This is a genomic window from Pedobacter kyonggii, from assembly GCF_004310665.1.
In the GTDB taxonomy this organism is placed as follows: domain Bacteria; phylum Bacteroidota; class Bacteroidia; order Sphingobacteriales; family Sphingobacteriaceae; genus Pedobacter; species Pedobacter kyonggii.
In genome coordinates, this window is sequence record NZ_SIXF01000011.1 from 98,447 (window position 1) to 125,411 (window position 26,965).

A 26,965-nucleotide genomic window follows, 5' to 3' on the forward strand; every position below is an offset into this window, starting at 1 on the left:
TAAAATGACAATAATGAAATAAAAATCAATTAATCAAATAACCTCAAACCATTAAACATGAAAAACAAAAAACAACTTTGCTTTGCGCTGCTTTTGATGATTTCAAGCGGTCTTTTAATGAACGCCTGTAAAAAAGCACCTGCTTCAGAACCAGAAGTAGTTGGCACAAAACCTACTACATTGGCAATTACTTCGGGAACCACGCCGCCGAGTTTTGTTACCAATACTAAAAACCTGAATATTGTAATGTTTGTGCCTACTGATAATCCGGCGCTTGCTGACTACAAGACCCGCTTAACCTCTTTATTGGTTCATTTTCAGGGTTGGTTCCATACCGAAATGTTAAGGTATGGCTATGATAAATACATGGGGCTTCCCAAAATTGACTCTACCGGATTGGTGCGTTTTATCGAAATACCCGCTCAGTTTGCACAATCGGCTTACCCTTACGCCGCCAGTACTTCGGCAACTAAAATCCTGAATGAAATTGCGGCTTACAAAGCTACACATGCTTCAGAGTTTTCAAATTCGAGCCACACCCTCATTTTATTGCCACAGCGTACCGATGGCAGTTTCGATCAGCCTTTTTACGGTTATGGTAGAAATTGTTTTGCTACCGATAATTCAAATATGGCAGTTGATAAAATCCCTAATGCAACATCAAATTTACTTGGTGGTATGCTGCACGAGCTTGGACATGGCTTAAATTTACCGCACAATCATGCCAAATATGCTTCAGAACAACCAACCTTAGGTACATCGCTAATGGGATCAGGAAATGTAACTTTCAGTAAAGGTCAGCCAACATTTTTAACAGAGGTTGATGCTGCCATTTTAAACCGTAACGAAGTATTCCAGAATCCTTTACCTACCGAAATACCTTATGAGGCAGCTACCACCACTATTAATGCACAGTTTGCCTATAATGCAACAACGCAGGCTTTCAATGTTACAGGTTCGTTTACCAGCAACAAAGAGGTAAATGATATTTTAATTTACATGGATCCAGATTTGGGTGGTAGTGATGCGGATTATAATGCAGTGGCGTGGAGATCGAACCCAAGCATTGGAAATACAATTTCGGCAACCATTCCTTTTAGCGAGCTTTCTTATAAAAATAACGAAGCTTACAACATCAGGTTCAAACTGCTATTGAAAAATGGCGGTAATGTAAGCAAAACCTATTCATTTTCATTTTTAAATGGTGTGCCACAAATTGGTGCAAACGGTTCAGCTAAATTTCATCAGAATTCCAGTTATGGTGGCTATGGGGTATCGTTACCAGTTGGCCAGTATACCACAGCTGATTTAATTAGTCGCGGTATTAGCAATAACGATGTATCATCTGTTAATTTAGGTCTTGGCGTTAAAGTAATTATGTATGATGGAGATAACTTTACCGGAAGTAGCATCGAATTAACTTCGTCAAGTACGTATGTTTCTAGCTTTAATGATAAGGCATCATCCATAAAAGTGATTGCCCTTTAATTATTATATTTATAAACAGGCTTATGATAAATGGTTCAAAACGTAATCAAAAATGAGAAAAACACTTTTTTTAAGTCTGTTATCTGCCCTGTTTGCCCAGCTACTGTTTGGGCAAACAGGGCAAAAAAATACATTGGAAGAATTTAAAGCTGATAAATATTCAACGGCATTTGCGCAGCAACCGGAGATTATTCCTATGCCAGTGCAATTTGTAAAAGGCAATGGCTATTATACCATAAATAATTACAATAGTATTAGTTGTAATAACGAACAGCTAAAAACGATTGCTTACTATTTTCAGAACGAGTTATTAAGTCAAAAAGGAATTACCCTTCAGCAGAAAGTAAAATCGGCAAGTATTGTGCTGGTCCTAAAAGCAGGTCGCAAACATGCAGATTCATGTGCTTATCAGATTAGTATCAAACCTGACCAGATTATAGTTTCGGGTACACACCCTAACGGTATTTTTTACGGAGTAGTTTCGCTGTTGCAATTGGCACTAACCAATAAAAACAACAAGCTTCCGGTGGCAGAGATAAGTGATGCACCAGCTTATGGTTGGCGTGGCTTTATGCTTGACGAATCGCGTCATTTTTTTGGCAAACAAAAAGTAAAGTTCATTTTAAACTGGATGGCCTTTTATAAATTGAATACTTTTCACTGGCATTTAACCGATGAACCTGCTTGGCGGTTGGAAATTAAGAAATATCCGAATCTGGCTCTTATTGGTGGCATTGGTGATTATTTAAACCCCAATTTGCCCGCTCAGTTTTACACACAGGCCGATATTAGGGAAATTGTGGCTTACGCTGCCGAGCGCTACATTAAAGTTATACCAGAAATTGATATGCCTGGGCATGCTACGGCAGCGAATAAAGCCTATCCGGAATATTCAGGGGGTGGTTCGATGGGGCATCCTGAGTTTACGTTTAACCCAGGACTGGAAAAAACCTATAGTTACTTAACTGATATTCTAAAAGAAACCAATGTGCTTTTCCCTGCCGGATTAATCCATTTAGGGGGAGACGAAGTGAGTTATGGAAATGAAAAATGGAAAAGTAACCCTGATATTTTAAAACTCCGAGAGCGTGAAAAGCTTAAGGATGATGCTGCAGTAGAACATTATTTTATGAAACGTATGGCCGATTCGCTTTATCAATTAAATGCGAGGGCTATTTTTTGGGATGAAATGGCCGAAGCCGACTTACCAAAAGAGAAAACCATTATGTTTTGGTGGCGTCAGGAAAAACCTGAACAACTCCGTACTGCTTTAGTAAAGGTTATCAAACGGTTTTATGCCCACGTTTGCCGCTATATTTTGATTTTGTTCAGGATAGCACCCATCAATACGGTAGGAAATGGAACAAACTGTATAGCCCCATTGAGCAGATATACCAGTTCGATGCACAGTCTTTTGCCGAAAATAAAAAAGAAAAACAGCTTATTTTAGGTATTCAGGCAAACCTTTGGACAGAAACAGTAGATAATAGCAACCGTTTAGATTACTTGCTTTTTCCGCGGATTGCTGCCCTGGCAGAAGCCGCATGGACACCGCAAAAACATAAAGATTTTAAAGCCTTCAGCAACAACCTAAGCCAGCATCTGGTACTTTATAGCAAAGCAGGACTTTATTATTATCATCCTTCAAAACCCTTACAAAACCCTGAAATACCGGTTAGGAGGAAGAAACCATTAAATTATAAAGATTAACAATAACACGAATAAAATTTGAATATGAAGAATATATTAAAGTTTGCCCTGGTTATCCTTGTTGCTGTAGTTGTAGTAAGTCCTGCAGACGCACAATGGACAGGACCAAAAAGCAAACCTACAACAGAAGTTGAAGTTAAATACGGCACCTTAACACCACCACACCGTGCTGATGCCGATATGGAAGCTTTTCGCAGTTATGGCTTAGGGCAGTTTATCCACTGGGGAATTTATTCTATTGCGGGTAACGAATGGAACGGGGTAAGTGCAAGGGGAGGTGCAGCAGCATCAGAATGGATCCGCTCCTGGGGCGGGCCTACAGCGCCAAAAGATTGGACCAAAACTTACGATAACCTGTACAAGCAGTTTAATCCGAAAAACTTCGATGCTAAACGCTGGGCTAAACAAGCTAAGGATATGGGCGCAAAATATGTGATTTTTACCACCAAACATCATGATGGCTTTGCACTTTGGCCAACCAAATATTCTGATTATAATGTTACTGCATCGCCGTATAAAAAAGATATTGTAAAACAGATTGTGGATGCCTATACCGCTGAAGGTATTGATGTATATCTCTATTTTTCTATTTTAGAATGGAACAACCCCAATTATATGGGTAAAGCCCCTAAAACAGACGAGGAGAAAGAGAAATTTAATAAATTTTTAGCTTATACCCGAAACCAACTTTTAGAGCAGTTGGATAACTATCCGAAAATTAAAGGTTTCTGGTTTGATGGTACCTGGGATGCTTCGTGGAAGAGCGCCTATCAGTTTACCTATAATTTAGAAAAAGAACTCCGCGAAAAACATCCTGGATTAATTATCGGCTCACGTTTCCGTAACGATGAACACGGCTCGAGGCACTTCGATTCGAATGGCAACATTTTAGGTGATTACGAACAAGGCTGGGAGCGTAAGTTACCTGCTGAATTTGAGTGGTTAAACGGTAACGATTGGGATGCGGTAATGACTATCCCGCCAAACGGTTGGGGATATATGAAAGACTGGTCGGGGATTTATACCAAAACCACCGACGATTTATTGGATATGCTGATGCGTTCGGTATCAATGAATGGCAATTTTGTACTAAACTTTGGGCCCGATGGCAATGGAAATATGCATCCCGAGGAGGATAAAATTGCAAAGGAAATCGGCGAGTGGATAAAAATAAATGCCGAGGCGGTATATGGCGTGCGCCATGCTGCATTAACCCCTTCTAAATTAGGCTACTTTACTCAAAAAAACGATAACCTTTATTTAACGGTTTTTAACCAACCCGTAAATGGTATTGTGCGCATTGCAGTACCCAAAAATTCAAAACAAGTTCCGGGTACAGCTGCGCTTTTAATCGACAGCAAAAATTTGGAATTAAAACAATCAGACATCGGATTGGATCTGGATAAGAATACCTATTACGATGTAATATTGCCAAAAGATTTTCAACCCAACAAAGCATTTGTAATTAAAATGAAACTGGTGGTGCCAAAAGCAAAAGCAGCAAAGTTAATGGATGCTAAAATGTAGCCTGGATGAACCGTTATTTTCCTAATTTTTTTTGAAGTAAGATTTAAAGAGCCGTACGGTTTAAACTATCTGACCAGGCTTTGCGATAAAAGGAAGGCAAGGCCGAGAGGGCATAAACCAGTTTGGACAGGAAGATTTAAATGTAAACGACATAGTAATGAATAGGTTGATTAGTGCCCGAATTACCGTCTATATCAAACGTACATCAGACTGGTTATCTGATGTTAACCTTGGTAAATACATTTATTTGGTTAGTTAATGATTGCGTAGCGATGGATGTTTCTACGCAATCTTAATCCTAACCTAATGGCTATAAATCCATATTATCAAATCAAATAATCCTTAAGCCCGATATCTTAATATAAATCACAGGTGCAATAATATAAATAGCGGGTGCGGTAATATAAATCGCGCTATTGGCGTGATACATTTAATATTGAATTAAAACTGCACCGTAACTTTAATAATTTCATAACGCTAGCTAACTATTTTACTAATAACATTGGTTCATCTTTGTAAAAAGACCTTAACCAAATAATAGGATAATTTAAGCACATTGATATGAGACTGATTTCTTGCGTAGCGCTTTTAATGGTTATACCAGCAGTTGGGCTTTTAACCAAAGCGAATAAATTTACTGATGATAAAAGCCCTGAAGCCTCAGTACATGAGCATATTGTAAATGATTCAGCTTCATTAAAATTGTTTAATCATGTTGATACTGCTGCTAAATTTGAGGGTGCACCTGTTGTATTTACAACTGATTATCGGTTGAATTTTTTAAAGCCCGTGTATCTCCATTCAAACCCTTTATTTACAATTAATAAAATAAAGTAATTCTATCAATTACGAATATGTCATCAACCTCCGTTGTCTTTGAAAAATTCTAACCTCTGTCATTGACAGATTCCAATAGAAAGGTTCGTCATTGCGAGAAGGAACGACGAAGCAATCTTTCTTGCCCGTGATTCGCTATAAAGATTATCATGTGGTGTCAGATATTTCTATCTGACACTTTGTTTGATCCTTTATTCCAGTTTCTAAATGGTTCTCATTGCCAGATGGTAACATCTGGCAGCACGTTTAAGTTCGAAAATCACACTACTTACCTTCCCACCAGGCTAAAGGAAATTTAATCTCATCAACAGAGCTTGCAATCATATCAGGTTTAAAAGCATAATGCCCTAAAGTATCCTTGCTTGAGATGCCCGAAAGTACCAGAATGGTTTTATAGCCCATTTGTACACCTCCCTGTATATCAGTTTCCATGGTATCGCCAATAACCGTAGTTTCACTGGTTTCCAATCCTAAAAATTTACGTGCCGAGCGCATCATCACCGGACTTGGTTTACCTGTAACAAAAGCTTTTCGGCCGGTTGCTTCTTCAATCATGGCAGTAGTTGCAGCAATACCTAAATTATTCCATCCTGGTTTTTTGGGCGATGGATCTCTGTTGGTGGTGATAAATTTAGCTCCCGCAAGAATCATATCAACAGCACGCTGCACCATTTCGAGCGTAAAGTTTCTACCTTCTCCCAGTACCACAAATTCCGGATCGGTGTTTACCAAAGTAATACCATGATCGTGCAAACTGCTTAATAAACCACCTTCTCCCAATACATACGCGGTACCATTCGGGCTTTGATCGGACAGAAATTTTCCAGTAGCCATCGCACTGGTGTATACATGGCTTTCTTCTACCTTTATACCTAATCCTTTAAGTTTTCGTACTACCTCCAAAGCTGTTCTCTGACTATTGTTGGTCATAAATGCAAAAGGAATATCTTCATCAATTAAGTTTTTAATGAATTTATCAGCACCAAATATCAATTCTTCCCCGCTATAAATCACCCCATCCATATCTATTAATAATCCTTGTTTCATGTTTTTGTAGATTTAATCTGTTTAGATGCAAACTTAATATTTTCTTGTTCAATCAGTGTTAAGATAAAGTCTTTAGGTAGTCAGTTTTTACCCAAACTCATCCTGCTAAGTTGAGTGGTATTTCTTTCCTGTTCATTTATTTAATAAGAAATTAATGTTCGAATTGTAGCGTATTCGAAATTTCTATCGTATTCATAGAAAATTAAATTATGAGAAACGCTTTTAAAGTAACCGCCGTCTTTTTGATTGTATTAACCACCTTGAGTGCTTGCAAAAAGAAAACTGATGACCCAGATGATTTTACCATTGATACGCAAAACCTAACGCCTTGTACCGGGGGAACCTGCCTGTTTGAGTATACTAATTATGCAGCAATGGTTGATCAGCAGATTGCACTTACCACCGGGCAACACCGGATTTTTTTTGCTACGAAAAGTAATAGCTTCAGCACCACGCGGATATACATGCAAGCACCAATGCAGGGTGATAAATTTTTAATAACGGCTGCTGATATTCTGGCTGGAAAGGTAAAACATCTGTTTTCTTGCTCCTCATGCGATTATTACAACTTAACTCCAATTGCAGGTACAGTTAAAGGAATTAAAGTGGCTAATACTAATAATTCAGCTGAAAAATGGTTGCTGGATGCTCATATTGTTGTAGCCGCCGAAAAATCTAAAATACCTGTAGATACCATCCATATTAAACAATATTTTACTTTGGCAGTAAAGTAAGATAGGGTGCCTATGTTATGTAATAATTAAATGTACATAGGCGCCATTTTTCGCCAGTAATGGGGGCGGTGCGCATTGCTTTCCCAGGTATGAAACTGGTTGGGCACACCTTTTTCCCATAATAAACTACTAAGATGTTGGTTTCCGCTCAAGAAAGGATCAGTTTCGCCTACCGCCAGAATAATTTCCATGTTTCTAACTGCTGATAGCAGTCGATCATCATTTAAGTTGGCAATGTACTGTGCTGGCATATTAAAATAAACGGCTTCACTGTGAAACCCGTTAAGCAGGTCTCTAAAATCGCCTATATTGTCTGTAAGATCGTATCTTCCACTAATACCAACAGCTTTTTTAAATAACCAGGGATATTTCATGGCCAGGTTTATGGCGTGGTAAGCGCCCATGCTACAGCCGGCAGTTTCTACATAATCGCCATCGTTTTTCTGATAGATAAGCGATAATACTTCTTCGAGGAGATATTTTTCATATTGTAAATGCCTGTCTATCCGTACCGATGGAAATACCTCATCATTATAAAAGCTCTCTCCATCTATGCTATCAACACAGAAAATTTGAAGTTCGCCATTTTCAATCCGCGCACTTAAAGAAGCTATAATTCCCCAGTTTTCGTAATCATAAAATCTGGCCATGCGGGTGGGAAAAAAGATAACTGCTCTTCCGGCATGACCGAAAACAAGTAGTTCCATATCCCGTTGAAGATTATGGCTGAACCATTTATGATATTCCCTGTTCATTGGCTTCAATTCTTTTGTCGAAAATTAATGCATGTATGTTATCGGGATATTAATTAAGCGTAATGATTAACCTAATTTCTCTTTAACAGTATTTGCCCATAAACGATAACCTTCTTCGCTCAGGTGCAGTCCGTCGTGATCGTAAAGTGCAGGGTTTGGGTTGCCTTCTTTGGTGAGCATTTTTTTAAATACATCAATAAATTTCCAATGGCTATCTAGTTTAATAATTTCGCTTTCGATGAGGTTATTGGTATATCTAAACTGATCGGCCATTTGCCAGCGGGTAAGACTGGGCTTTAGCGAAATAAAATAGCAGGGCAGTATGCCAAACCGCTGGTTAACTTTAACCATCAACTGTTGGAAAAAGATAAATATTTCCTCAGGGTTTCTGCCATCGCCAAGGTCGTTATCGCCTGCATATACCACAAGTGCCTTCGGTCTGTAGTCTATCATAATCCGCTCAAAAAACCATACACATGCTGCTAATGTAGAGCCACCAAAGCCTAAATTAGTTACTTTCATATAATCAAAATCATCTTCGAGACTATTCCACAACCGGATAGATGAACTGCCATAGAAAATAACACCAGGATGCTCCCGATCTAAGCGATGCGCCCTTTCCAATTGTTTAACTTCTTCTTCGTACCAGTACATATGGTTAAAGATAAAAACATCTGCCTCCTGAAGAAATGTATTTTATGTTAAGTTTATGTTATTAGGTGTTAGTTTATTGGTTCATTAGTCATTAGTGAATTGGTCATTTGTTCATGCATATTGCCGAATTTTACTGGAGTTAAAACTTAATGGACTGAACTTCTTAATGATCAAATAAAGCATGGCTAAGGATTTATACCATTAAGGGATAAGAACATTAAGGTTGAATTCGCATGATCTTAATGCCCTAAAGTTCTTAATGATGAAATAAATAAGGTTTAAGGATTTATACCATTAAGGGAATAAGAATATTAAGTTTGAATTATCGCCCTTAAATTAATAAAATCACTAAAATGTTTCGGGCCGTCCCATTTTTTTTAGGATGCGGTAATGGGAGCGAAGTGCCGATAAGAAGGTGCTGTTTTCATGATATGGCAGTCCAAATTCCAGAGCGGTTTGTTTTACAATGATAGAGATCCGTCCATAATGAACATGGCATATTTTAGGGAAAAGGTGGTGTTCTATCTGTCGGTTCAATCCACCAAGAAAGAAAGCCGAAACAGGGCTTTGGGTAGCAAAGTTAGCTGTAGTACGCATTTGGTGTTCGGCCCAGGCTTCTTCCATATTGCCTTCTGCATTGGTTATTGGAAAAGTTGTTCCTTCTACTACATGAGCAAGTTGGAAAACCAGTCCCATGGTTAAGCCTTGAGCCATGTGTAACACCACAAAACCGATTGCAATCTGCCACCAGGCAAGCGGCATGATCAGTATTGGTAAACCAATAAAAATAAAGTAGTACAGAAACTTATAGAAAAAGAGGTTAAAGTATTCAACCTTTGGATGCTTGTTCTGGCAGGCACCCACACTTTTTTGAAAAAACTTTTTATAATCTTTACGAAACACCCAGGAAAGCGAAGCCAGGCTATATAAAGGAAAGGCATACCATTGCTGGAAACGCTGATGTGGTTTTAATTCATCTTCCGTACAGATCCGTATTAAGCCCGGCGCTACTTCGATATCTTCGTCGTGGCCCGGTATATTGGTATAGGTGTGGTGTACCACATTGTGGGTAATGTTCCACACATACGGGCTGGCACCAACCATATTAAAAAGAAAACTGAAAAAAGAGTTGATGCGTTTAGAACTCGAAAACGAACCGTGAATGGCATCGTGGCAGATATTAAAACCAATAAATGCACAAGTTGCGCCAAGGAAAATGGTGAGCCCTAAAAGTATGGCGCTATGCACGTTTAAAAGAAGTATTGAAAAGTAAAGTGCCAGAAATATAGTAAGGAAAAGAAAAGCTTTAAACCACATCAGCACGTTGGCATTGATACTTCTATTGTTTTCTTTAAAGTCGTTGTTTACTCTGCGGCGAACTTCCGAGTAAAATGTATTCCCTGCTAAACATGGGAATTTTGCTTTTGATTTCATGACCTTGTGCGCTAATCTACCCCATGTACGAGGTCGATAACTCCAAGTTCATTAAGCTTTATGTATAACCCGGCCAATTGGCCAAGCTTAGTTATAAACGTAAACTACTGTGTTTTAGTTTTCGACGAAGATAATAAATTAACTGTTGATGCACCCGGCAATCATATTAAATAGTTACGAATTCTTAACAAGAAAGTAAATTGATTTACTTTCAATGGCTGCACTAAACAAATTAATAATGAGATGAAAGTAAAAAGTAAGGATAAAATATTGGTCACTAATATTTTAGCTCCAGATTATATTCAATTGGAGAATTCAATTTAATTAAGCCACAGACTACTCGCTGTAGTTCCTCTTATTAGCAGCATAAATATGGTACCAGATGTACAGAATCCATATTAGTACCACTGTGCTATAAACCAATTCGGGTTCAAATGAATCCCTTGTAGTTAACAGCGCAATGGAGGAGATCAGGGCAGTCAGAAAGAAATAAAAAATATTTTTCATAACGTACTGATTTAATGAATGTTGTATTTAGTAAATGTAATGAAATATCTCGTTTGGATCAAGTGTTTTACGAAATAATTTACCTGATTCTGATGAAATCGGTTTTTTGTCTTATTTATAAGGTGTTTTTTCTTCATTTAATTTGTGTTTTACTTGTTGTTATGCATAATTATAGCTGCTTGAAGCTTATTTAGTTGCTCATAGTGATTAGTTTGAATTGTTGCTTTAAATGATGTGGATCTTTATCAGGATAACGTCTGTGAAGTTGTTTTACTTTAAAATGAAGTAAATAAGTTTAGAGGTCAGTAAGTAAAAGTGTCAAATGGTTAAGAATTAACTTAAAATGCACAAAATTGTGGCACAAGAGAATTTATATTTTTTTGTAAGTTTACCCAGCAACCAACCAGAAACAATAACACACACAAATGATTAAATTTTCTTTAAGCTTAATTTCTTTTACACTAGTTTTTTTTGGATTAAAAAACTTTTTTAGCGAACCAAAGATACAACGTGTATCACCCCCTGAATTAACGATAACCAATTTCGCAGGACCCGACGTTACACCCAGTCCAGCCTGTTTAGCCGTAGCACCAACAGGAGAAGTATATGTTGGTGTTGATATGATGGGCTCTTTAGGTAAAGATCCTGGAAAAGGCCATATTCTTAAATTGATAGATAAGGATAACGACGGTAAAATGGACGAGCATATAGATTTTGCCGAAGTGGATAATCCACGCGGTATTATTGTTCAAGGCAGCCAGGTATACGTATTACATACAACTTTTTCTAAAGAAACAAAACAAGCTACGGGCATGGATTTAGTTGTTTTCGAAGATAAAGATGGCGATGGAAAGGCCGATGGTCCCGAAAAGCCGCTTATAGAGCATATCAGTAATGCTAAATATATCCGCGAACGTGGCACCGACCATGCTACTAATGGCATTAGGATGGGTATTGATGGATGGATTTACATTTCAGTTGGAGATTTTGGATTCCATGATGCGGTAGATCGTTCAGGTAAAAAACTAACCATGTTAGGTGGTGGAATTATGCGCGTTCGCCCTGATGGAACTGAAATGGAAGTATATACACATGGTACACGTAATGTTTATGATGTAGCTATCGATCCTTACATGAACGTTTTTACCAGAGAAAATACCAATGATGGTGGTGGATGGAACGTTCGTTTCTCGCACCACATACAATCTGGCGAATATGGTTACCCGGTTTTATTTCAGAATTTTACCGACGAAATTATTCCGGCCCTTGCTGATTTAGGTGGGGGATCGGGTACCGGAGCATTATTTATGGATGAACCAAACTGGCCTGAACAATATAACCACGTACCAATGATGGCCGATTGGGGCAGAAGCATGTTATATATTCATAGAGTAACCGCTGACGGCCCGACTTTTACACAGAAAGACGAAGAATTTATTAAACTACCTCAGATTACCGATCTTGATGTAGACGGTTCAGGAAGACTCTATTTGTCGGCTTGGGATGGTGCAGGTTACTCTGGAAGTCCTAATAAAGGCTACGTTGTTCGTGCAGTGCCGAACAACTGGAAATACAAAGCTTTTCCTGATGTTAAAAAAGCTTCAATTAAAAAGTTAACTGAGTTACTTAAATCGAATAGTGCTGTAGGCCGATTAACTGCTTCGCAGGAATTGGTTTTGCGCAACAATAAACAAGCTATTGCAACGGCTTTAAAAGTTGCTTCCGATCAAGGTTTAGCACTTGACGTTCGTATAGCCGGTATTTATACCTATGCACAGCTGACCAAAGAAAACGGTATCGCTACTTTGGTGGAATTTACTAAAGATAAAGCACTGAGGGAATTTGCCTTAAAAGCACTTGCTGATCGTAAAGTCAATATAGACAAAATACCTGTTGAACCATTTTTACAAGGCTTAAAGGATTCTTCTGTCCGCGTTCAGGCGGCTTCAATAATTGGTTTAAACCGTTTAGGCAGGCCAGAGGTTGCCAATGTACTTTTGCAAACCAAGGTACCAGCTTCATTTATAGCGCCTGCCAAAGGCACTGAAGGACCTCATGCAACACCAAATTCAGCCATTATTTTGCCTCACTTAGCTGTTAGGGCCTTGGTTGATCTTCAGGCAGTAGATGCTTTGCTTGCTGCAGTTAAAACTGGAAATTCTACCCTTGCACTTTGGGCATTACGTTATATACATACCGAAAAAGCGGTGAACGGACTGATTGAAAACTACAAACACTCGACAGATGAAAAATTAAAACAGCAGATCCTGGTTACCTTAGGTCGTTTGTATAAAAAAGAAATTGCTTACGATGCTACCTGGTGGTGGGGTACACGTCCCGATTCACATGGCCCATATTTTAAAGCTGTTTCATGGGAAGGTTCTCCTATTATAGAGAAATTTCTGAAAGAAGAGGCTACAAAAGCCGGAGCACAGGGAAAACAGTTTTACGTTGATTTAAATGCACGCCAAAGGATGGATATTCCTGAATTTGCCGAGGAAGAAAAAGTAGCTGCAGCTGAAGAACCAAAAATTGATTTGGATAAAATTAAAAACAAAAAAGGTCAGGTGGGGAAATCATCTATCGAAGATGTATTATTGGCTATCAATAAATTACAGGGTGATCCATTAAAAGGAAAAAACATTTTCAATAATCAGGGTTGTATTGCCTGCCATAGTTTAAGTAAAAGCGAGAAAATGAAAGGTCCTTTTATGGGGCAGATTGGCTCTATTATGAACCGTGAGCAGATTGCAGAATCGATATTAAAACCTAATGCTTCCATTTCTCAGGGATTTGCTTCGGTAATGATTACGGCCAAAGGCGACCGTACCTATATGGGCTTTATTACAGAAGAAACAGCTGCCAAAGTAGTGGTTCGTAATATCGCCGGAGAGGTTTTCACCATTAAAGCGGGCGATATCCTATCAAGAAAAGAAATGGAAACTTCGATGATGCCTGAAGGATTGGCCAATTCATTATCATATGAAGAACTGGCTTCGTTAGTTACTTTTTTATCTGAACAAAAGAAATAGTTTCTCGTATAAAATTTGAGAATGGTGATCCGTAATCCATGAAAAAAAATCAGCTTATCACAATTATATGTGTCATCATAACCTTGTTTTGCTCAACGATAGCAGTAGGGCAAAACAAGGAAATTGATTCGACTTTTAAGATGCCTTCGCATCCAAGGTTATTGATAAGCTATGAGCTTGAAGAACAGATCTTAGAAAATGTAAAGCGCGATGCGAAGTTTAAACAAATCCACCAAGCCATAATATCAGAAGCAGATCATGTTTTAAATAAACCCATATTAGAACGGGTGATGATCGGCAAACGTTTGCTTGATGTATCAAGAGAAGCACTTAAAAGGATTTATTACCTCTCTTATGCTTTTAGGCTCAACCATGATAAAAAGTATGTAGCCAGGGCAGAAAAAGAACTGCTTGCGGTTTCTGGCTTTAAAGATTGGAACCCAAATCATTTTCTTGATGTAGGTGAAATGACAATGGCTTTATCAATAGGTTACGATTGGTTATATCAAGATTTACCCCAATCAACCAGAAGTACAGTTGCCCTTGCCATTCTCGAAAAGGGAATACAGCCTTCAACAAACAATAAGTACAATAACTGGTTAAATGTTACCAATAACTGGAATCAGGTTTGTAATGCGGGCATCTCGTTTGGGGCAATCGCTACTTTCGAAGAACACCCGGCCTTATCGGCGAAACTCATTAACCGGGCAATAAAAAGTGTAATCCTACCCATGCAACAATATGGTCCCGACGGTGCTTATCCGGAAGGTTATGGATATTGGGAATACGGCACTTCTTTTAATGTAATGTTTATCAGTGCTTTGGAAGGTGTTTTTTATCAGGATTTTAATTTAAGCGCTCAGCCAGGTTTCCTTAAATCAGCTGATTATCTGGCTAATATGACCGCTCCTTCAGGCAAACCTTTTAATTATTCGGATAGCAGGGCGGTGGCTGAATTTAATCCCGCACTTTTTTGGTTTGCATCAAAACTGAACGACCCTGGTTTGCTTTGGGTAACTAAAAAACAGCTTGATGAACAAATGCCATTACAGAATAGATTACTGCCATCAGCAATGTTGTGGGGTGCAAAACTATCGCTTAATAACATTCAGCCTAGAACTACACAATTTTGGATAGGAAATGGTCCTAATCCGGTTGCTTTGATGCGAAGTTCGTGGACAGATCCGCAGGCTACTTTTGTGGGCTTTAAAGGTGGTTCTCCCGGTGTTAGCCATGGTCATATGGATGTAGGCTCTTTCATCATGGAATCGCAAGGGGTGCGTTGGGCAATGGATTTCGGGATGCAAGAATATGAATCGCTCGAATCAAAAGGCATTAATCTTTGGGATACTAAACAAAATGCAGAGCGCTGGAAAATATTCCGCTATAATAATCTTGCACACAATACCCTTTCCATCGATAGTACTTTTCAGCTTGTTAAGGGTAGTGCTGCTTTCATTAGTAGCGCTAATAATGGCCTGTTTATGAATGCTGTTGCCGATCTGAGTAGCTTATATGCTGGTAAACTAAAAAAATCAATTAGAGGGGTGGCCTTGATCAATAAAAAAACGGTGCTGATCCGCGATGAAATAACCGTAGGAAACACTGATGTAACACTTCGGTGGTCGATGGTTACAGCTGCTATGGTACACATTATTGATAAGCATACCATCGAATTAAGTTATAAAAACAAAAAATGTTATCTCTTCGTGGATGCCCAAAGCGAAGTTAAAATGAAAACCTGGTCAACAGATCCGGGAACCGATTATGATGCCAAAAACCCGGGGACTTCTATTGTAGGATTTGAAGTAAGGCTCAAAGCTGATAGCGAACAGGCCATATCTGTTTTTTTAGATGCCGGGAAACCATCACAAAAGAACTTCTCTGCTAAACCGATAGTCAGTTGGCCGAAGAATAAATAAGTTTGGTAGCCGATTTGTTTTCAGCTTTAATTCTAAGGCTTGATTTTACTGATAAATCTTTCTAAAAGCTATATTCATGAATTTTATTGTTATTGTCGAGCAATTTTTATCATAAAAATGCGCCAGTTGTTTTGGTTTAAAAAAACAAAACTTACATTTAGCGATTAAATCTATATACCTAGTCGATGAGCAGATCGGGTAGGTATGACCACCAGTTATGGAAGACCATTTTTTTGAACAAATTATTAAGAACCCTCTTGAACAACCAAATATTCCACCCAATGAAGTGATATCCCTTTGGGCAGAAAAGCTAATTCAAGTACTTTTTCCTGAAAATTCACCAAAAGTATTTTCAACAATTATAGATGTAAAGGAGTATATTGCTGTTTTGGAGCTTGAACTTTATGACATCATATCGGCCAGTTGTAAGCTTAAAAATAGTGAATGTAAAAATGCGGCAGGTCAGTTTTTTGAAGAACTGCCAGAACTTTACCGTGTATTGAACACCGATATAGTAGCCATTTATGAAGGCGATCCGGCCGCACAGAGCAGGTTTGAGGTCATTAGAACTTACCCAGGTTTTTATGCCATCTGTTTCTACAGAATTGCCAATATGCTTTATAATTTCAGTATACCGCTGGTTCCGAGAATTCTTACCGAATATGCCCATTCCAAAACAGGTATTGATATCCATCCGGCAGCCAGCATTGGCGAATACTTCCATATCGATCATGGAACTGGGATTGTTATTGGCGAAACCAGTACAATAGGCCGTTATGTGAAACTTTATCAAGGGGTAACACTTGGCGCTTTGAGTGTTAAAAAAACATTAGCAGGCAGTAAACGCCACCCAACAGTTGAAGATAGGGTAGTAATCTATTCTGGGGCAACCATACTGGGCGGTGAAACCATCATCGGGCACGATAGTATCATCGGGGGGAACGTATGGCTTACTGAAAGTATCCCAGCTTTTTCTACGGCTTATCATTCTCCAATAATTACCATTAGGAACCATAAAGAAACCAATTAATATATTAAAATATGGCAGGAATAATCGATCTGATCGGAAATACGCCAATGGCTGAACTTCAAAAGCTGAATATTAACCCAGCTGTACGGGTATTTGCCAAATTAGAGGGAAACAATCCAGGCGGTAGTGTTAAAGACAGGGCGTCGCTCAATATGATCAGAAGTGCAATAGAACGTGGGGATATAGCTCCTGGAACTAAACTGGTAGAGGCTACAAGTGGTAATACCGGAATTGCATTGGCTATGATTGCAAGTTTATATAACTTAGAAATTGAACTGGTTATGCCAGCCAATTCTACACGCGAACGTAAAGTAACTATGGAGGCCTTTGGTGCAAAAGTAACCCTATTAGAAAGTATAGAAGAATGCAGGGATTATGCGGAAGAAAAAGGCGTTTCAAAGGGATACTTTTTATTAAATCAATTTGCAAACCCTGATAACTACCTGGCGCATTATAAAACAACCGGGCCAGAAATATGGAGAGATACTGAAGGAGAAATTACGCATTTTGTAAGCTCCATGGGAACAACGGGGACCATTATGGGCTGTTCGAGATATTTTAAGGAAAAAAATAATGATATTCAGATTGTAGGCTGTCAACCTACTGAAGGGTCTTCTATTCCAGGTATCAGGCGTTGGCCTGAAGAATATTTGCCAAAAATATTCGATCCGCTAAGGGTAGATCGGGTAATGGATATTGCACAGGAAGAAGCAACCTTAATGTCGAGAAGAATGGCTAAAGAAGAAGGTTTATTTGCAGGTATGAGCTCGGGCGGTGCCTGCGCAGCTGCTTTGAAACTAGCTGGTGAACTAGATAAAGGAACAATTGTGTTTATCGCCTGCGATCGGGGAGACCGCTACTTAAGCAGCGATCTTTTTGGTTGAGTGTAAATCACTAATCTTATTGGTTATTTTGATAAAAGCATGCGAACCCTTTGAGTGATGGCATCCATTTCGAAGGGTTTTTCTATGCAATCATCATAATGCGTTTTGTAATAAGTGTTATTATGGATGCCATTTCTCTATGACATGAGTAGGGAAGGGATGGAACCATGTGCCGATAACTTTAATTCTGTACATATGGCCAGTCCGTCGGTCATGCCTAATAAAATATCGATCAAAATGATATCGGGTTGGAAAGCAGCAACCTTGATGTGTAAATCAATCGCGTTGGAAAGATTCATCGTCATATATCCTTCAAATTCGAAGATCATCTTTATGGCATCAAGTGTTGCACGGTGATCTTCAATAATTAATATTTTTGGTTGAGATAAGAGAACATTTTTTTGTGTCACTAATTAAGGAAAGCTAAGATTACCAGTACCTCGCTTTTTAAGCAATAACTCAAATATTTTCGAGTCTGTTCTGGTGAGGCTATCAAGAGAGTTACGCAGGCTCTGGTTTACCAGACTTAAATTGGTAAACATCGTTCTCAGGTTATCGTTTTCATCTCTCAGCTCTAAAAGCTCATTGGCTATACTCCCAAAATCTCTAATCCAGCTGTCAAAACAGTTTTTATCAATTTCTAATGCGTTATAAATTTCTTCGGGATCTCTGCCGTTGTAAAATTCTTGGATGCTCTCGATAATTCTGGCAGGGGTGTTATTCGGTTTCATAGTTAGTTTCAGATGCTGTTTGTGCAGAAGCCTAAACCGTCCCCCGTCTAGACCTCCTGCGGCACAGCAATATTTTAAAATTTTTCATTTATGGATAGGGACAAAGAAATAGAGCGTTTAAAGATCATCAAAAATTTTATCTACGCCGTAATACGCACCAATTTTAAATGTTTGGATTTCAGATAGTAAAATAAAATGTAATTGTTATTCGGTTCATTATATATAGTTTTTGACGAATTAGCGTTTTAAATAGACCATGCCGCCAGGCGTGTAACAAATCATCCCGGAAAAGACCGTTTCTGTCGACATGGTTAAAATATGAGTACAATCCAGATAAAAGGCATTTAAGCCTATTTGATTAAAAAACGGTATCGCACCTCGTGCACTCTAAGAGTTATATGCAAAGAGGGTGCGGCAGGTTGTTTTTGTAATACGCATTTCTGTGCACAGATATTCAAGTTGCTGTAATAAAGAAAGTTAAATGGTTTTGATAATTTATTATTGAAATAAGGGAAAAGAAAAAGTTATCTATTTTTGTATATTATTCAGGACAATTTGATGAGGTCTAACAGCCAGGCGTGCATATCGTTTCGCCATCTTTTCGCCGTTTTTTAGGAATTCTATATTAGGGAAAAAGAAGAAAACATTTCAAGGTCTGACGGCTTTTATCATGACTATCGCATCGCACTTGAAGATATTATAGTTGAACAGCATATTCTATTGAAAGGACTAAATAAAAAAGAGCAGATTAATGATGAGCTGATTAGAGAACAATTAGAGCTGCTGATCTGGAAGAGGAAAAACCTCCCAGGCATTTTGGTCATCGTGATATATAAATACTCTTGTAACTTACTAAAACTGGCTAGTTGATTTTGTGTGTAAAACTTGCAATATCAGCAACTGCAATGATTAAAATATAATTATATATTTGCTAATTAATTTAGTAAGTATGTCGGTAAAGGTTAATATTACTTCAAAGGGAATACAAAAGGTTCTTAAAAATTATAATGAAAAACAGGCCATTGCGGAGTACATTTGGAATGGTTTTGACGCCAATGCGAACACCATACGGGTAGATTATGTAGCCAATTCGCTTGGCCTTTTGGAGCAGTTAACTATTGCTGATAATGGTTATGGAATTAATTTCGATCGTTTACAGCAAAAATTTGATCCATTTTTTGAATCTGAAAAATCCATTCAGATTGTAGCGCCAAAGCATACCTCGAAAATGCATGGCCGTAATGGAGTAGGGAGGCTTACTTTTTTTACTTTTGCGCATAATGCCATTTGGCACACCACTTATCAATCAGAACAAGGGTTTCGTTATGGCGAAATACAGATTAGTACTGGTGGTTTAAATAGCTATAGTCACGATTTTACTGCCGCTCCAAGCAGTTCTGGTGAAACTGGAACAACTGTTTCATTTACTAATCTGAGGATCTGTCAGCAAGATGTAGAAGAAACGGTACTTCCTTTTCTGATAAATGAATTCTGTTGGTTTATTGAATTGAACAGGCATAAAAACTATTCGATTATTGTAAATGGCAAAACATTGGATTTTAGTAGTAATATTAAAACTTTAGAAGAGTTTAATCTTTTTTACCCCGATACAGCAGTTACTTTTAAGATTAAATATGTTCATTGGAAAGAAAACCTGCATAAGGAACTGTCTAAATATTATTTTTTGGCTGGTGGTGAAGAAATTTATAAAGATTACACCACCCTAAATAAAAAGAGCGACGATTATTTTCATAGTGTTTATATCGATAGTGATTTTTTTCGTGATTTCGATTTTAAGAGTTTCGAAAATGAAGGACAGGTGGTCATATTTGGAGCGGCTAAATCTTCCGCAGAGTACCGATTCCTAATTAAAGCGTTAACAGAATACCTTAAAAGTAAACGTAAACCATTTTTAAAAGAATATGCCATTCGCCTGGTTGAAACTTATGAACAGGATGAAATATTTCCGGTTTATGCTACCGAAAAAGAAAAAGAATTAAGGAAGCCAGAGTTGGTTAATTTAATTAAGGCGTTATATGAAGTAGAACCTAAATTGTTTAGTAGTTTAAATACCGATCAGAAGAAAACTTTTGTGCGCTTGATGGATCTTTTAATGCGCTCTAACCTGCGTGATGAGATTTTTGAAATGTTCAATGGCATGATCGAGTTGGAGGCCGAAGAACAGGATGAGCTATTGCAATTGATAAAAGGCTTTGATGAACATGAATAATATTCGTATCGCCTTTTAAAAAATACCTTCTTTAATGTTTTTTTGCCTTGGTTAGTCATGATTATTCATAAATCTTTGCGATTTTGATATTATATAGTCATTTTTATGCAGCAGTTTAGTTGTTGGGCCCGTTTTATGAAGATCACTTATTATTAAATCTTACTGTTTTTGTATGAATGAGCAGGTAGGGTATTTTGAAGCAGACATTCCCTTAAAAATTTACGGGTTGAGTGAAAAATCGGTGACAATAACATTCGGAACGGCAATCGATAACGATTTGCTGGGCCTGATTACTTATTTTAATCAATTGTTGTTGCAAAATCCTTTTTCTGGTTTAATTACCACAGTTCCGGCTTATACTACATTAACTGTTTTTTTTGATCCGGTAAGTGTGATGTTATCAGATCTTCCTGGTGAAGTATGTTTCGAAAAGGTATCAGCACATTTAAATAAAATTGCTCAAACCAAAAGAGAAAAAACAAGTAAAATAGCATCTAAACTGATTATTCCTGTATGTTATGGCGGCGATTTCGGACAGGATCTTTCAACGGTAGCCCGCACAAATAAGCTTAGCGAAACTGAGGTAATTGATATACATACTGTCGGGCAATATATTGTTTTCATGATCGGTTTTGTGCCAGGTTTCGCCTATATGGGCGGAATGGATATCAGATTATCAACCCCTAGAAAAGAGGTTCCTGATGCTAAAATACCCACCGGATCTGTGGGGATCGCAGGCAATCAGACTGGTATTTATCCCATGGAAACACCTGGCGGATGGCAGATTATTGGAAGAACACCATTAAAGATGTTTGATGTAAACCGTTCGCAGCCATCACTGTTAAAGGGAGGTGATATAGTTACTTTTAAAGCCATTGGTGTAAAGGAATTTAATGCTTATGCTGAAATATGAGTATGAAAATCAGCATTATTAAGCCGGGTTTATTAAGCACCATTCAAGATATGGGGCGATACCGATACCTTTCGCAAGCTGTACCGGTTTCGGGTGCCATGGATGAGCTGGCCCATCGGTTAGCGAATAAAGCAGTTGGTAACGATGATAATAATGCTACTATTGAGTTTACCTATGCCGATGCTTCATTTAAAACTGAAACGCCTGTTCTAATTTCTTATTCTGGCGATGGTGCATTTTTAGTTTACAATAATGAATTAATGCCTGCAGAAAAGCCATTGTTTTTTCCGGCAGGTTCCGTTATAAAGCTGATCCATAATGCAATTGGGGTGCGTACCTATTTGGCTATTGCTGGTGGATGGGACGTGCCTGATGTAATGGAAAGTAAAAGTACCTATCTTACTGCTGCTTTTGGGGGCTTTAAGGGGAGGGCATTGCAAAAGGCAGATGTTTTGGTTAGCGGTACTTTACTTAGCGAAGTATCAAATGGAATATTGAATCATTTGATTGAAAATTCATTAACCTATCCAAATTGGCGCATTTCACGCGAAAGCTTACTGCCAGAGAACAGGCAAGCCATTAGAGTTGTACTTGCCAATGAAATCAGCTGGTTTGACGCGACATCCATTATTTCATTTTTAACCAATTCTTATACCATTGATAGAAGGAGTAATCGTATGGGCTATCATTTGTTGGGAAAGCCATTGGTGAGGAAAGTTAAAAAGGAATTGCTCAGCACGGCAGTAACACCTGGCGTTATCCAGGTAACCGGAAGTGGCGATTTAGCGATACTCATGGCCGACTGCCAAACAACAGGGGGTTATCCGCGTATCGCGCACGTTGCAGCGGTCGATTTACCTTTATGTGCCCAGTTAAAACCTGGCGATACTATTCATTTTTCTGAAATTTCGAGAGATGAGGCAGAAGCGCTTTACCTTGAACGTGAACACGATTTATCATTAATTACCACTGCAATAGGCCTTAAATATATTAAAACATGAAAATGATAGATCTTAATTGCGACATGGGAGAAGCATTTGGGAATTATACCATGCCCAATGATGAAAAACTGATGGATTATATTTCATCGGCAAATATTGCCTGCGGTTTCCATGCCGGCGATCCGGCTGTAATGCAGCAAACTGTAGCTTTAGCCTTAAAAAAAGGAGTAGCCATTGGTGCGCACCCTGGTTTGCCCGATCTGCAGGGCTTTGGTCGTAGAGACATGAAGATTACCCCAAATGAGGCTTATCAGCTTACTTTATATCAGATTGGTGCATTAAGCGGTTTTGTCAAAGCTGCAGGTAGTAAATTACATCATGTTAAAACACACGGTGCATTATATAATATGGCTGCAAAGGATACTGTTTTAGCAAAAGCCATTGTACAGGCCGTTTACGATTTCGACCCTGGTCTGATCTTATATGCTTTAGCAGGAAGTAAGATGATTGATGAAGCTGAAAAAAAGGGGATTGTAACCGCATCAGAAGTTTTTGCCGATCGTAGTTATCAGGACGATGGTTTACTTACCCCTCGGTCAGCAGACAATGCTTTAATTACCAATGAAGAAGATGCCATCAATCAGGTATTGGGATTTGCTTTAAACCAGGAAGTAGATAGTATAAATGGAAATCGCATTGCGGTTAAAGCTGAAACTGTTTGTTTGCATGGAGATGGCGAACACGCTGTTGCTTTTGCTAAATTAATAGCTGAACGGTTACAAAAAGAAGGTATCGTAATTAAAGCCCCAGCAATATGAAGCCAAAATACAATTGGAGTGTACTTTTAGGGGCGGCTTTTTTAATGGCTTCATCAGCCATTGGTCCAGGGTTTTTAACACAAACAGCAGTTTTTACCCAACAGTTAGGCGCAAGTTTTGCGTTTGTGATATTGTTATCCATCATATTAGATGCCATTGCACAGTTAAACATCTGGCGGATTATTGCTGTTGCCGATAAACCTGCTCAAGATATAGCCAATAAGGTGTTTCCGGGTTTGGGATACTTTATTTCTTTCCTGGTTTTTTTAGGTGGTTTGGCTTTTAACATTGGTAATATTGCTGGCGCTGGCTTAGGACTCAATGTATTATTTGGCATTAGTGTAGGACAGGGTGCTGTAATAAGCGCAATTATGGCAATAGGTATCTTTATTTACAAAGAAGCTGGCAAGGCAATGGATATTTTTGCCAAAACCATGGGGCTGATTAAAATTGTACTCGCCTTAATTATCGCCTACACCAGTTCGCCACCATTGGCGGAAGCCGCATTAAGGGCAGTAAACCCTACGCAGTTTAGTTTTACGGCAGTATTAACCATAGTTGGTGGAACAGTGGGTGGTTATATCACCTTTTCAGGCGCTCACCGTTTATTGGATGCCAGACAAACTGGGGTCCAGAATTTAGGTGCTGTAAATAAAGGTGCATTAAGTGCCATCGGACTGGCATCTATTATGCGCTTATTGTTGTTTATTGCTGCTTTGGGGGTGGTAAGCAAAGGATTTACTTTAGACCCATCCAATCCAGCTGCTTCGGTTTTTAAATTGGCCAGCGGCGAAATTGGGTATAAGATTTTTGGTGTAGTAATATGGGCTGCGGGTATTTCTTCTGTTGTGGGCTCTGCGTACACCTCCATTTCATTTATCAAAAGTTTTCACCCATTGATATTAAAGTTTAACAGGGAGATTATCATTGCCTTTATATCCATCTCATGCATTATTTTTATCCTGATCGGTAAACCCGTAAAAATATTGCTTACTGTTGGTGCTATAAATGGTTTTATTTTACCTATTGCACTAGGTATTATGCTTATTGCTGCTTATAAAACCAAAATTATTGCAAATTATAAACAGCCACTTTGGTTAACGCTAACAGGCTTAGCTGTGGTATTAACCATGGTTTGGATGAGTTACGGAACCATTTTACAGATGATTAACGGAGAATAAATCTTTATTACATGACTACAATTACGAAATATCTTTGCCTTTTCTTACTATTAAGCGCTAGCTGTTTTGCACAACAGGTTACTAATCCCATAACCGTTGAACCTGGAGTTTCTCTTGCATTGGCAAGTTCCAGAAGTGCAGCAATAAGCAATATTCAATATAAGCTTCATTTTACCATTCCAGCAGAACAAACGGTACCAATTCAATCAACGGAAGATATTGATTTTAAATTAAATAAGTTAATTCATCTGCAAATCGACTTTAAGCAGGATGCAGATCATATAAAACGAATATCGGTTAATGGAAAAAGCATACCTATCGATTTTAAAGCCGAACATATCTTAGTAAAGCAGGAGCATTTAAAAGTAGGTGATAACCATATCGAGATCGGATTTATTGCGGGTAACGAATCATTAAACCGAAACAAAGACTTTTTGTATGCGCTTTTTGTTCCTGATCATGCCAGAACGGTATTCCCGTGCTTTGATCAACCCGAGTTAAAAGCTAATTTTTTACTTTCGTTAACCGTTCCAACTGATTGGAAAGTAATGGCTAATGCGGTTAAAAAAGATTCATTTGTGCAAGGGAGTTCTACCACCTATCATTTCAATAATTCGGATAAACTACCCACTTATTTATTTTCCTTTACTGCAGGCAAATACACCCTGGTAAATAGTGAAATGAAAAATAATAAAATGGAATTTCTGCACCGTGAAACTGATTCAGCCAAAATTAAGCTCAGTGTAGATTCTGTTTTTGTAGCACATCGCGATGCCATCGATTTTTTGGAAGACTGGACATCGATAAAATATCCTTTTCAAAAAGTGGGTTTTGTTAGTATTCCAGATTTTCAGTTTGGCGGTATGGAACATCCTGGGGAGGTACAATATAAAGCATCGGCATTGTTTTTAGATCAGGGTGCAACCAAAGATCAGTTCATTTCGCGTTCTAACTTGATTTCACACGAAACAGCACACATGTGGTTTGGCGATCTGGTAACCATGAAATGGTTTAACGATGTTTGGATGAAAGAAGTTTTTGCCAATTTTATGGCCGATAAGGTAACCGAAAAATTAATGGGCAAGCGTACTTTCGACCTTAAGTTTTTACAAGATCATTATCCGGCAGCTTATGGGGTAGATAGAACACTGGGCGCTAATCCCATTCGCCAGCAATTGGATAATTTACAAGAAGCAGGATCAATGTATGGAAATATAATCTACCATAAAGCACCAATTATGATGCGTCAATTGGAATTATTGATGGGAAAGCAGAATTTTCAGCAGGGTATAAGGGAGTATCTGAAAAAATACAGTTACAGCAATGCTACATGGAATGATTTGATTGCCATTTTAAGTAAATATAGCAAAAGTGATCTCCATAGTTGGAACAAAGTTTGGGTAAATAAACCTGGCAGACCGGTTTTTAGTTACGATATTAAATACAATGGGCATAAAATAAGCAATTTAAGCTTAAATCAAAGCGGTGAGATGGGGCAGCAACAGGTATGGCCGCAATCTTTTACGGTTAAGCTGGTTTACCCAACAGAGAGTAAGATTTTGGTTGTAAATGCTAAGCTTGCTAAGACGGATTTAATTGAAGCAAAAGGCCTTCCAAAACCAAAGTATATTTTATTTAACGCAAACGGTGCAGGCTATGGTCTTTTCCCGATTGATAAAGAAATGATGGCTAATCTTTATGGACATGCAGACCCGTTAGAACGGGCATCGGCCTATATCAATGCCTACGAAAATATGCTTTCGGGCAAAAGCAATAAACCTGATGAACTTTTAGCGGTATTTTTAAAAGGATTAACTGTTGAGAAAAATGAAATGAACCTCAGGTTAATTACGGGATACCTAACCAATATTTACTGGACTTTTCTTACTGCTGAAGCACGGAATGCGACGTATGAAAGCATGGAGAAAACAATATGGGATGCAATTGAGCAACAGCAAACACAAAATAACAAGAAGATTTTGTTCAATGCTTATCAAAATGTATATCTGAGTACGGATGCCGGAAAACGCATGTATAATATCTGGCTCAAACAAACCGCACCAAATGGAATTAAATTATTAGAAGATGATTATAGCGCGTTAGCTCTAACTTTGGCACTTAAAACAGATACTGCTAACACGATCTTGAAAGATCAGTTGGCACGGACCAAAAACGAAGATCGTAAAAACCGGTTGATTTATTTAATGCCTGCCTTATCTTTAAATGTTAAGGAAAGAGATATTTTTTTTAACGGTTTAAAAGACCGGAAAAACCGCCAGAAAGAGGCCTGGGTAACTACAGCATTATCTTATTTACATCACCCCATTAGACAAAAAACATCTATTCATTATCTTAAAGAAAGCTTAGATTTGTTATTAGAAATACAGAAAACAGGGGATATATTTTTTCCGCAATCGTGGTTGGTGGCCATATTTTCGAGTTATAACGATAAAGAAGCAAATGCAGTTGTACAGGATTTCTTAAAATCACATCCTGCTTACAATCCGAAATTAAAGGATAAAATTTTGCAGACTACAGATAATCTTCGCCGGGCACAGATCATTATGCATTAGCACCTAATGTAAATAAG

Annotated in this window: 22 protein-coding genes and 1 pseudogene; 16 read left to right on the forward strand and 7 right to left on the reverse strand. The window is 38.3% G+C overall.

What is annotated here, in order from left to right; genetic code table 11:
* Window positions 1-57: 57 nt before the first annotated feature.
* From EYS08_RS13120 to EYS08_RS13135, 5 genes and pseudogenes are all read left to right on the forward strand, one after another.
* Entirely contained in the window at window positions 58-1,488 is a 1,431-nt protein-coding gene (locus EYS08_RS13120) for a hypothetical protein (protein WP_131030473.1), read from the forward strand.
* A gap of 196 nt (window positions 1,489-1,684) precedes the next feature.
* A pseudogene (locus EYS08_RS13125) lies at window positions 1,685-2,982 on the forward strand (beta-N-acetylhexosaminidase); the annotation flags it as partial.
* Window positions 2,983-2,994: 12 nt separating this feature from the next.
* Complete coding sequence (locus tag EYS08_RS26045) at window positions 2,995-3,198, forward strand: hypothetical protein (protein ID WP_208745853.1); 204 nt, start codon at window positions 2,995-2,997, stop codon at window positions 3,196-3,198.
* Window positions 3,199-3,222: 24 nt separating this feature from the next.
* A complete protein-coding gene (locus tag EYS08_RS13130) occupies window positions 3,223-4,725 on the forward strand; it encodes an alpha-L-fucosidase (protein ID WP_244215948.1) in 1,503 nt (500 codons plus the stop codon).
* A 561-nt stretch (window positions 4,726-5,286) separates the two neighbouring features.
* A complete protein-coding gene (locus EYS08_RS13135) occupies window positions 5,287-5,562 on the forward strand; it encodes a hypothetical protein (RefSeq protein WP_131030475.1) in 276 nt (91 codons plus the stop codon).
* A 264-nt stretch (window positions 5,563-5,826) separates the two neighbouring features.
* On the opposite strand, the gene EYS08_RS13140 is transcribed toward EYS08_RS13135, so the two are convergent.
* Window positions 5,827-6,609: an HAD-IIA family hydrolase gene (locus tag EYS08_RS13140; protein WP_029280385.1), complete on the reverse strand. Its 783-nt coding sequence runs from the start codon at window positions 6,607-6,609 to the stop codon at window positions 5,827-5,829.
* Window positions 6,610-6,818: 209 nt separating this feature from the next.
* Here EYS08_RS13140 and EYS08_RS13145 point away from each other — a divergent pair, with 209 nt between their 5' ends.
* Window positions 6,819-7,343: a hypothetical protein gene (locus EYS08_RS13145; RefSeq protein WP_131030476.1), complete on the forward strand. Its 525-nt coding sequence runs from the start codon at window positions 6,819-6,821 to the stop codon at window positions 7,341-7,343.
* Window positions 7,344-7,369: 26 nt separating this feature from the next.
* Here the strand turns inward: EYS08_RS13145 and EYS08_RS13150 are convergent, their stop codons facing one another.
* The 4 genes from EYS08_RS13150 to EYS08_RS25735 all read right to left on the reverse strand — a co-directional run bounded on the left by EYS08_RS13150 (window position 7,370) and on the right by EYS08_RS25735 (window position 10,693).
* Entirely contained in the window at window positions 7,370-8,050 is a 681-nt protein-coding gene (locus tag EYS08_RS13150; protein WP_131030477.1) for an esterase family protein, read from the reverse strand.
* A gap of 114 nt (window positions 8,051-8,164) precedes the next feature.
* Window positions 8,165-8,752, reverse strand: a complete 588-nt coding sequence (locus EYS08_RS13155) for a GDSL-type esterase/lipase family protein (protein WP_131030478.1) — start codon at window positions 8,750-8,752, stop codon at window positions 8,165-8,167.
* A 348-nt stretch (window positions 8,753-9,100) separates the two neighbouring features.
* Window positions 9,101-10,186 (reverse strand): fatty acid desaturase family protein, encoded by a 1,086-nt coding sequence (locus EYS08_RS13160; RefSeq protein WP_131030479.1) that lies wholly within the window; start codon window positions 10,184-10,186, stop codon window positions 9,101-9,103.
* A 336-nt stretch (window positions 10,187-10,522) separates the two neighbouring features.
* Window positions 10,523-10,693, reverse strand: a complete 171-nt coding sequence (locus EYS08_RS25735; RefSeq protein ID WP_165456452.1) for a hypothetical protein — start codon at window positions 10,691-10,693, stop codon at window positions 10,523-10,525.
* 425 nt (window positions 10,694-11,118) lie between these two features.
* On the opposite strand from EYS08_RS25735, the gene EYS08_RS13165 reads away from it, so the two are divergent.
* From EYS08_RS13165 to cysM, 4 genes are all read left to right on the forward strand, one after another.
* Window positions 11,119-13,725, forward strand: a complete 2,607-nt coding sequence (locus EYS08_RS13165; RefSeq protein WP_131030480.1) for a DUF7133 domain-containing protein — start codon at window positions 11,119-11,121, stop codon at window positions 13,723-13,725.
* Between the two features lie 38 nt (window positions 13,726-13,763).
* Complete coding sequence (locus tag EYS08_RS13170) at window positions 13,764-15,647, forward strand: heparinase II/III domain-containing protein (RefSeq protein ID WP_131030481.1); 1,884 nt, start codon at window positions 13,764-13,766, stop codon at window positions 15,645-15,647.
* Between the two features lie 217 nt (window positions 15,648-15,864).
* Window positions 15,865-16,677 (forward strand): serine O-acetyltransferase, encoded by an 813-nt coding sequence (locus EYS08_RS13175; RefSeq protein ID WP_131030482.1) that lies wholly within the window; start codon window positions 15,865-15,867, stop codon window positions 16,675-16,677.
* 11 nt (window positions 16,678-16,688) lie between these two features.
* Complete coding sequence (gene cysM, locus EYS08_RS13180; RefSeq protein ID WP_131030483.1) at window positions 16,689-17,561, forward strand: cysteine synthase CysM; 873 nt, start codon at window positions 16,689-16,691, stop codon at window positions 17,559-17,561.
* A 137-nt stretch (window positions 17,562-17,698) separates the two neighbouring features.
* Here the strand turns inward: cysM and EYS08_RS13185 are convergent, their stop codons facing one another.
* Window positions 17,699-17,971 (reverse strand): response regulator, encoded by a 273-nt coding sequence (locus EYS08_RS13185; protein ID WP_131030484.1) that lies wholly within the window; start codon window positions 17,969-17,971, stop codon window positions 17,699-17,701.
* Between the two features lie 3 nt (window positions 17,972-17,974).
* On the reverse strand, window positions 17,975-18,292 hold the full coding sequence (locus tag EYS08_RS13190; RefSeq protein WP_131030485.1) for a hypothetical protein: 318 nt from the start codon (window positions 18,290-18,292) through the stop codon (window positions 17,975-17,977).
* A 949-nt stretch (window positions 18,293-19,241) separates the two neighbouring features.
* Here EYS08_RS13190 and EYS08_RS13195 point away from each other — a divergent pair.
* From EYS08_RS13195 to EYS08_RS13220, 6 genes are all read left to right on the forward strand, one after another.
* Window positions 19,242-20,522 carry an ATP-binding protein gene (locus EYS08_RS13195; RefSeq protein WP_131030486.1) on the forward strand — a complete coding sequence of 427 codons (1,281 nt, stop codon included), beginning with the start codon at window positions 19,242-19,244 and terminating at the stop codon, window positions 20,520-20,522.
* A 172-nt stretch (window positions 20,523-20,694) separates the two neighbouring features.
* Window positions 20,695-21,435, forward strand: coding sequence for a 5-oxoprolinase subunit PxpB (pxpB, locus tag EYS08_RS13200; RefSeq protein WP_131030487.1), 741 nt, complete (start codon window positions 20,695-20,697; stop codon window positions 21,433-21,435).
* Entirely contained in the window at window positions 21,432-22,436 is a 1,005-nt protein-coding gene (locus tag EYS08_RS13205; RefSeq protein WP_244215949.1) for a 5-oxoprolinase subunit C family protein, read from the forward strand. Before pxpB ends, EYS08_RS13205 begins: the two co-directional genes overlap by 4 nt.
* Window positions 22,433-23,194 carry a 5-oxoprolinase subunit PxpA gene (locus tag EYS08_RS13210; RefSeq protein ID WP_131030488.1) on the forward strand — a complete coding sequence of 254 codons (762 nt, stop codon included), beginning with the start codon at window positions 22,433-22,435 and terminating at the stop codon, window positions 23,192-23,194. Before EYS08_RS13205 ends, EYS08_RS13210 begins: the two co-directional genes overlap by 4 nt.
* Window positions 23,191-24,375: an NRAMP family divalent metal transporter gene (locus tag EYS08_RS13215; RefSeq protein ID WP_131030489.1), complete on the forward strand. Its 1,185-nt coding sequence runs from the start codon at window positions 23,191-23,193 to the stop codon at window positions 24,373-24,375. The genes EYS08_RS13210 and EYS08_RS13215 overlap by 4 nt, the downstream gene beginning before the upstream one ends.
* An 11-nt stretch (window positions 24,376-24,386) precedes the next feature.
* Window positions 24,387-26,948, forward strand: coding sequence for a M1 family aminopeptidase (locus tag EYS08_RS13220; protein ID WP_131030490.1), 2,562 nt, complete (start codon window positions 24,387-24,389; stop codon window positions 26,946-26,948).
* Window positions 26,949-26,965: the final 17 nt, after the last annotated feature.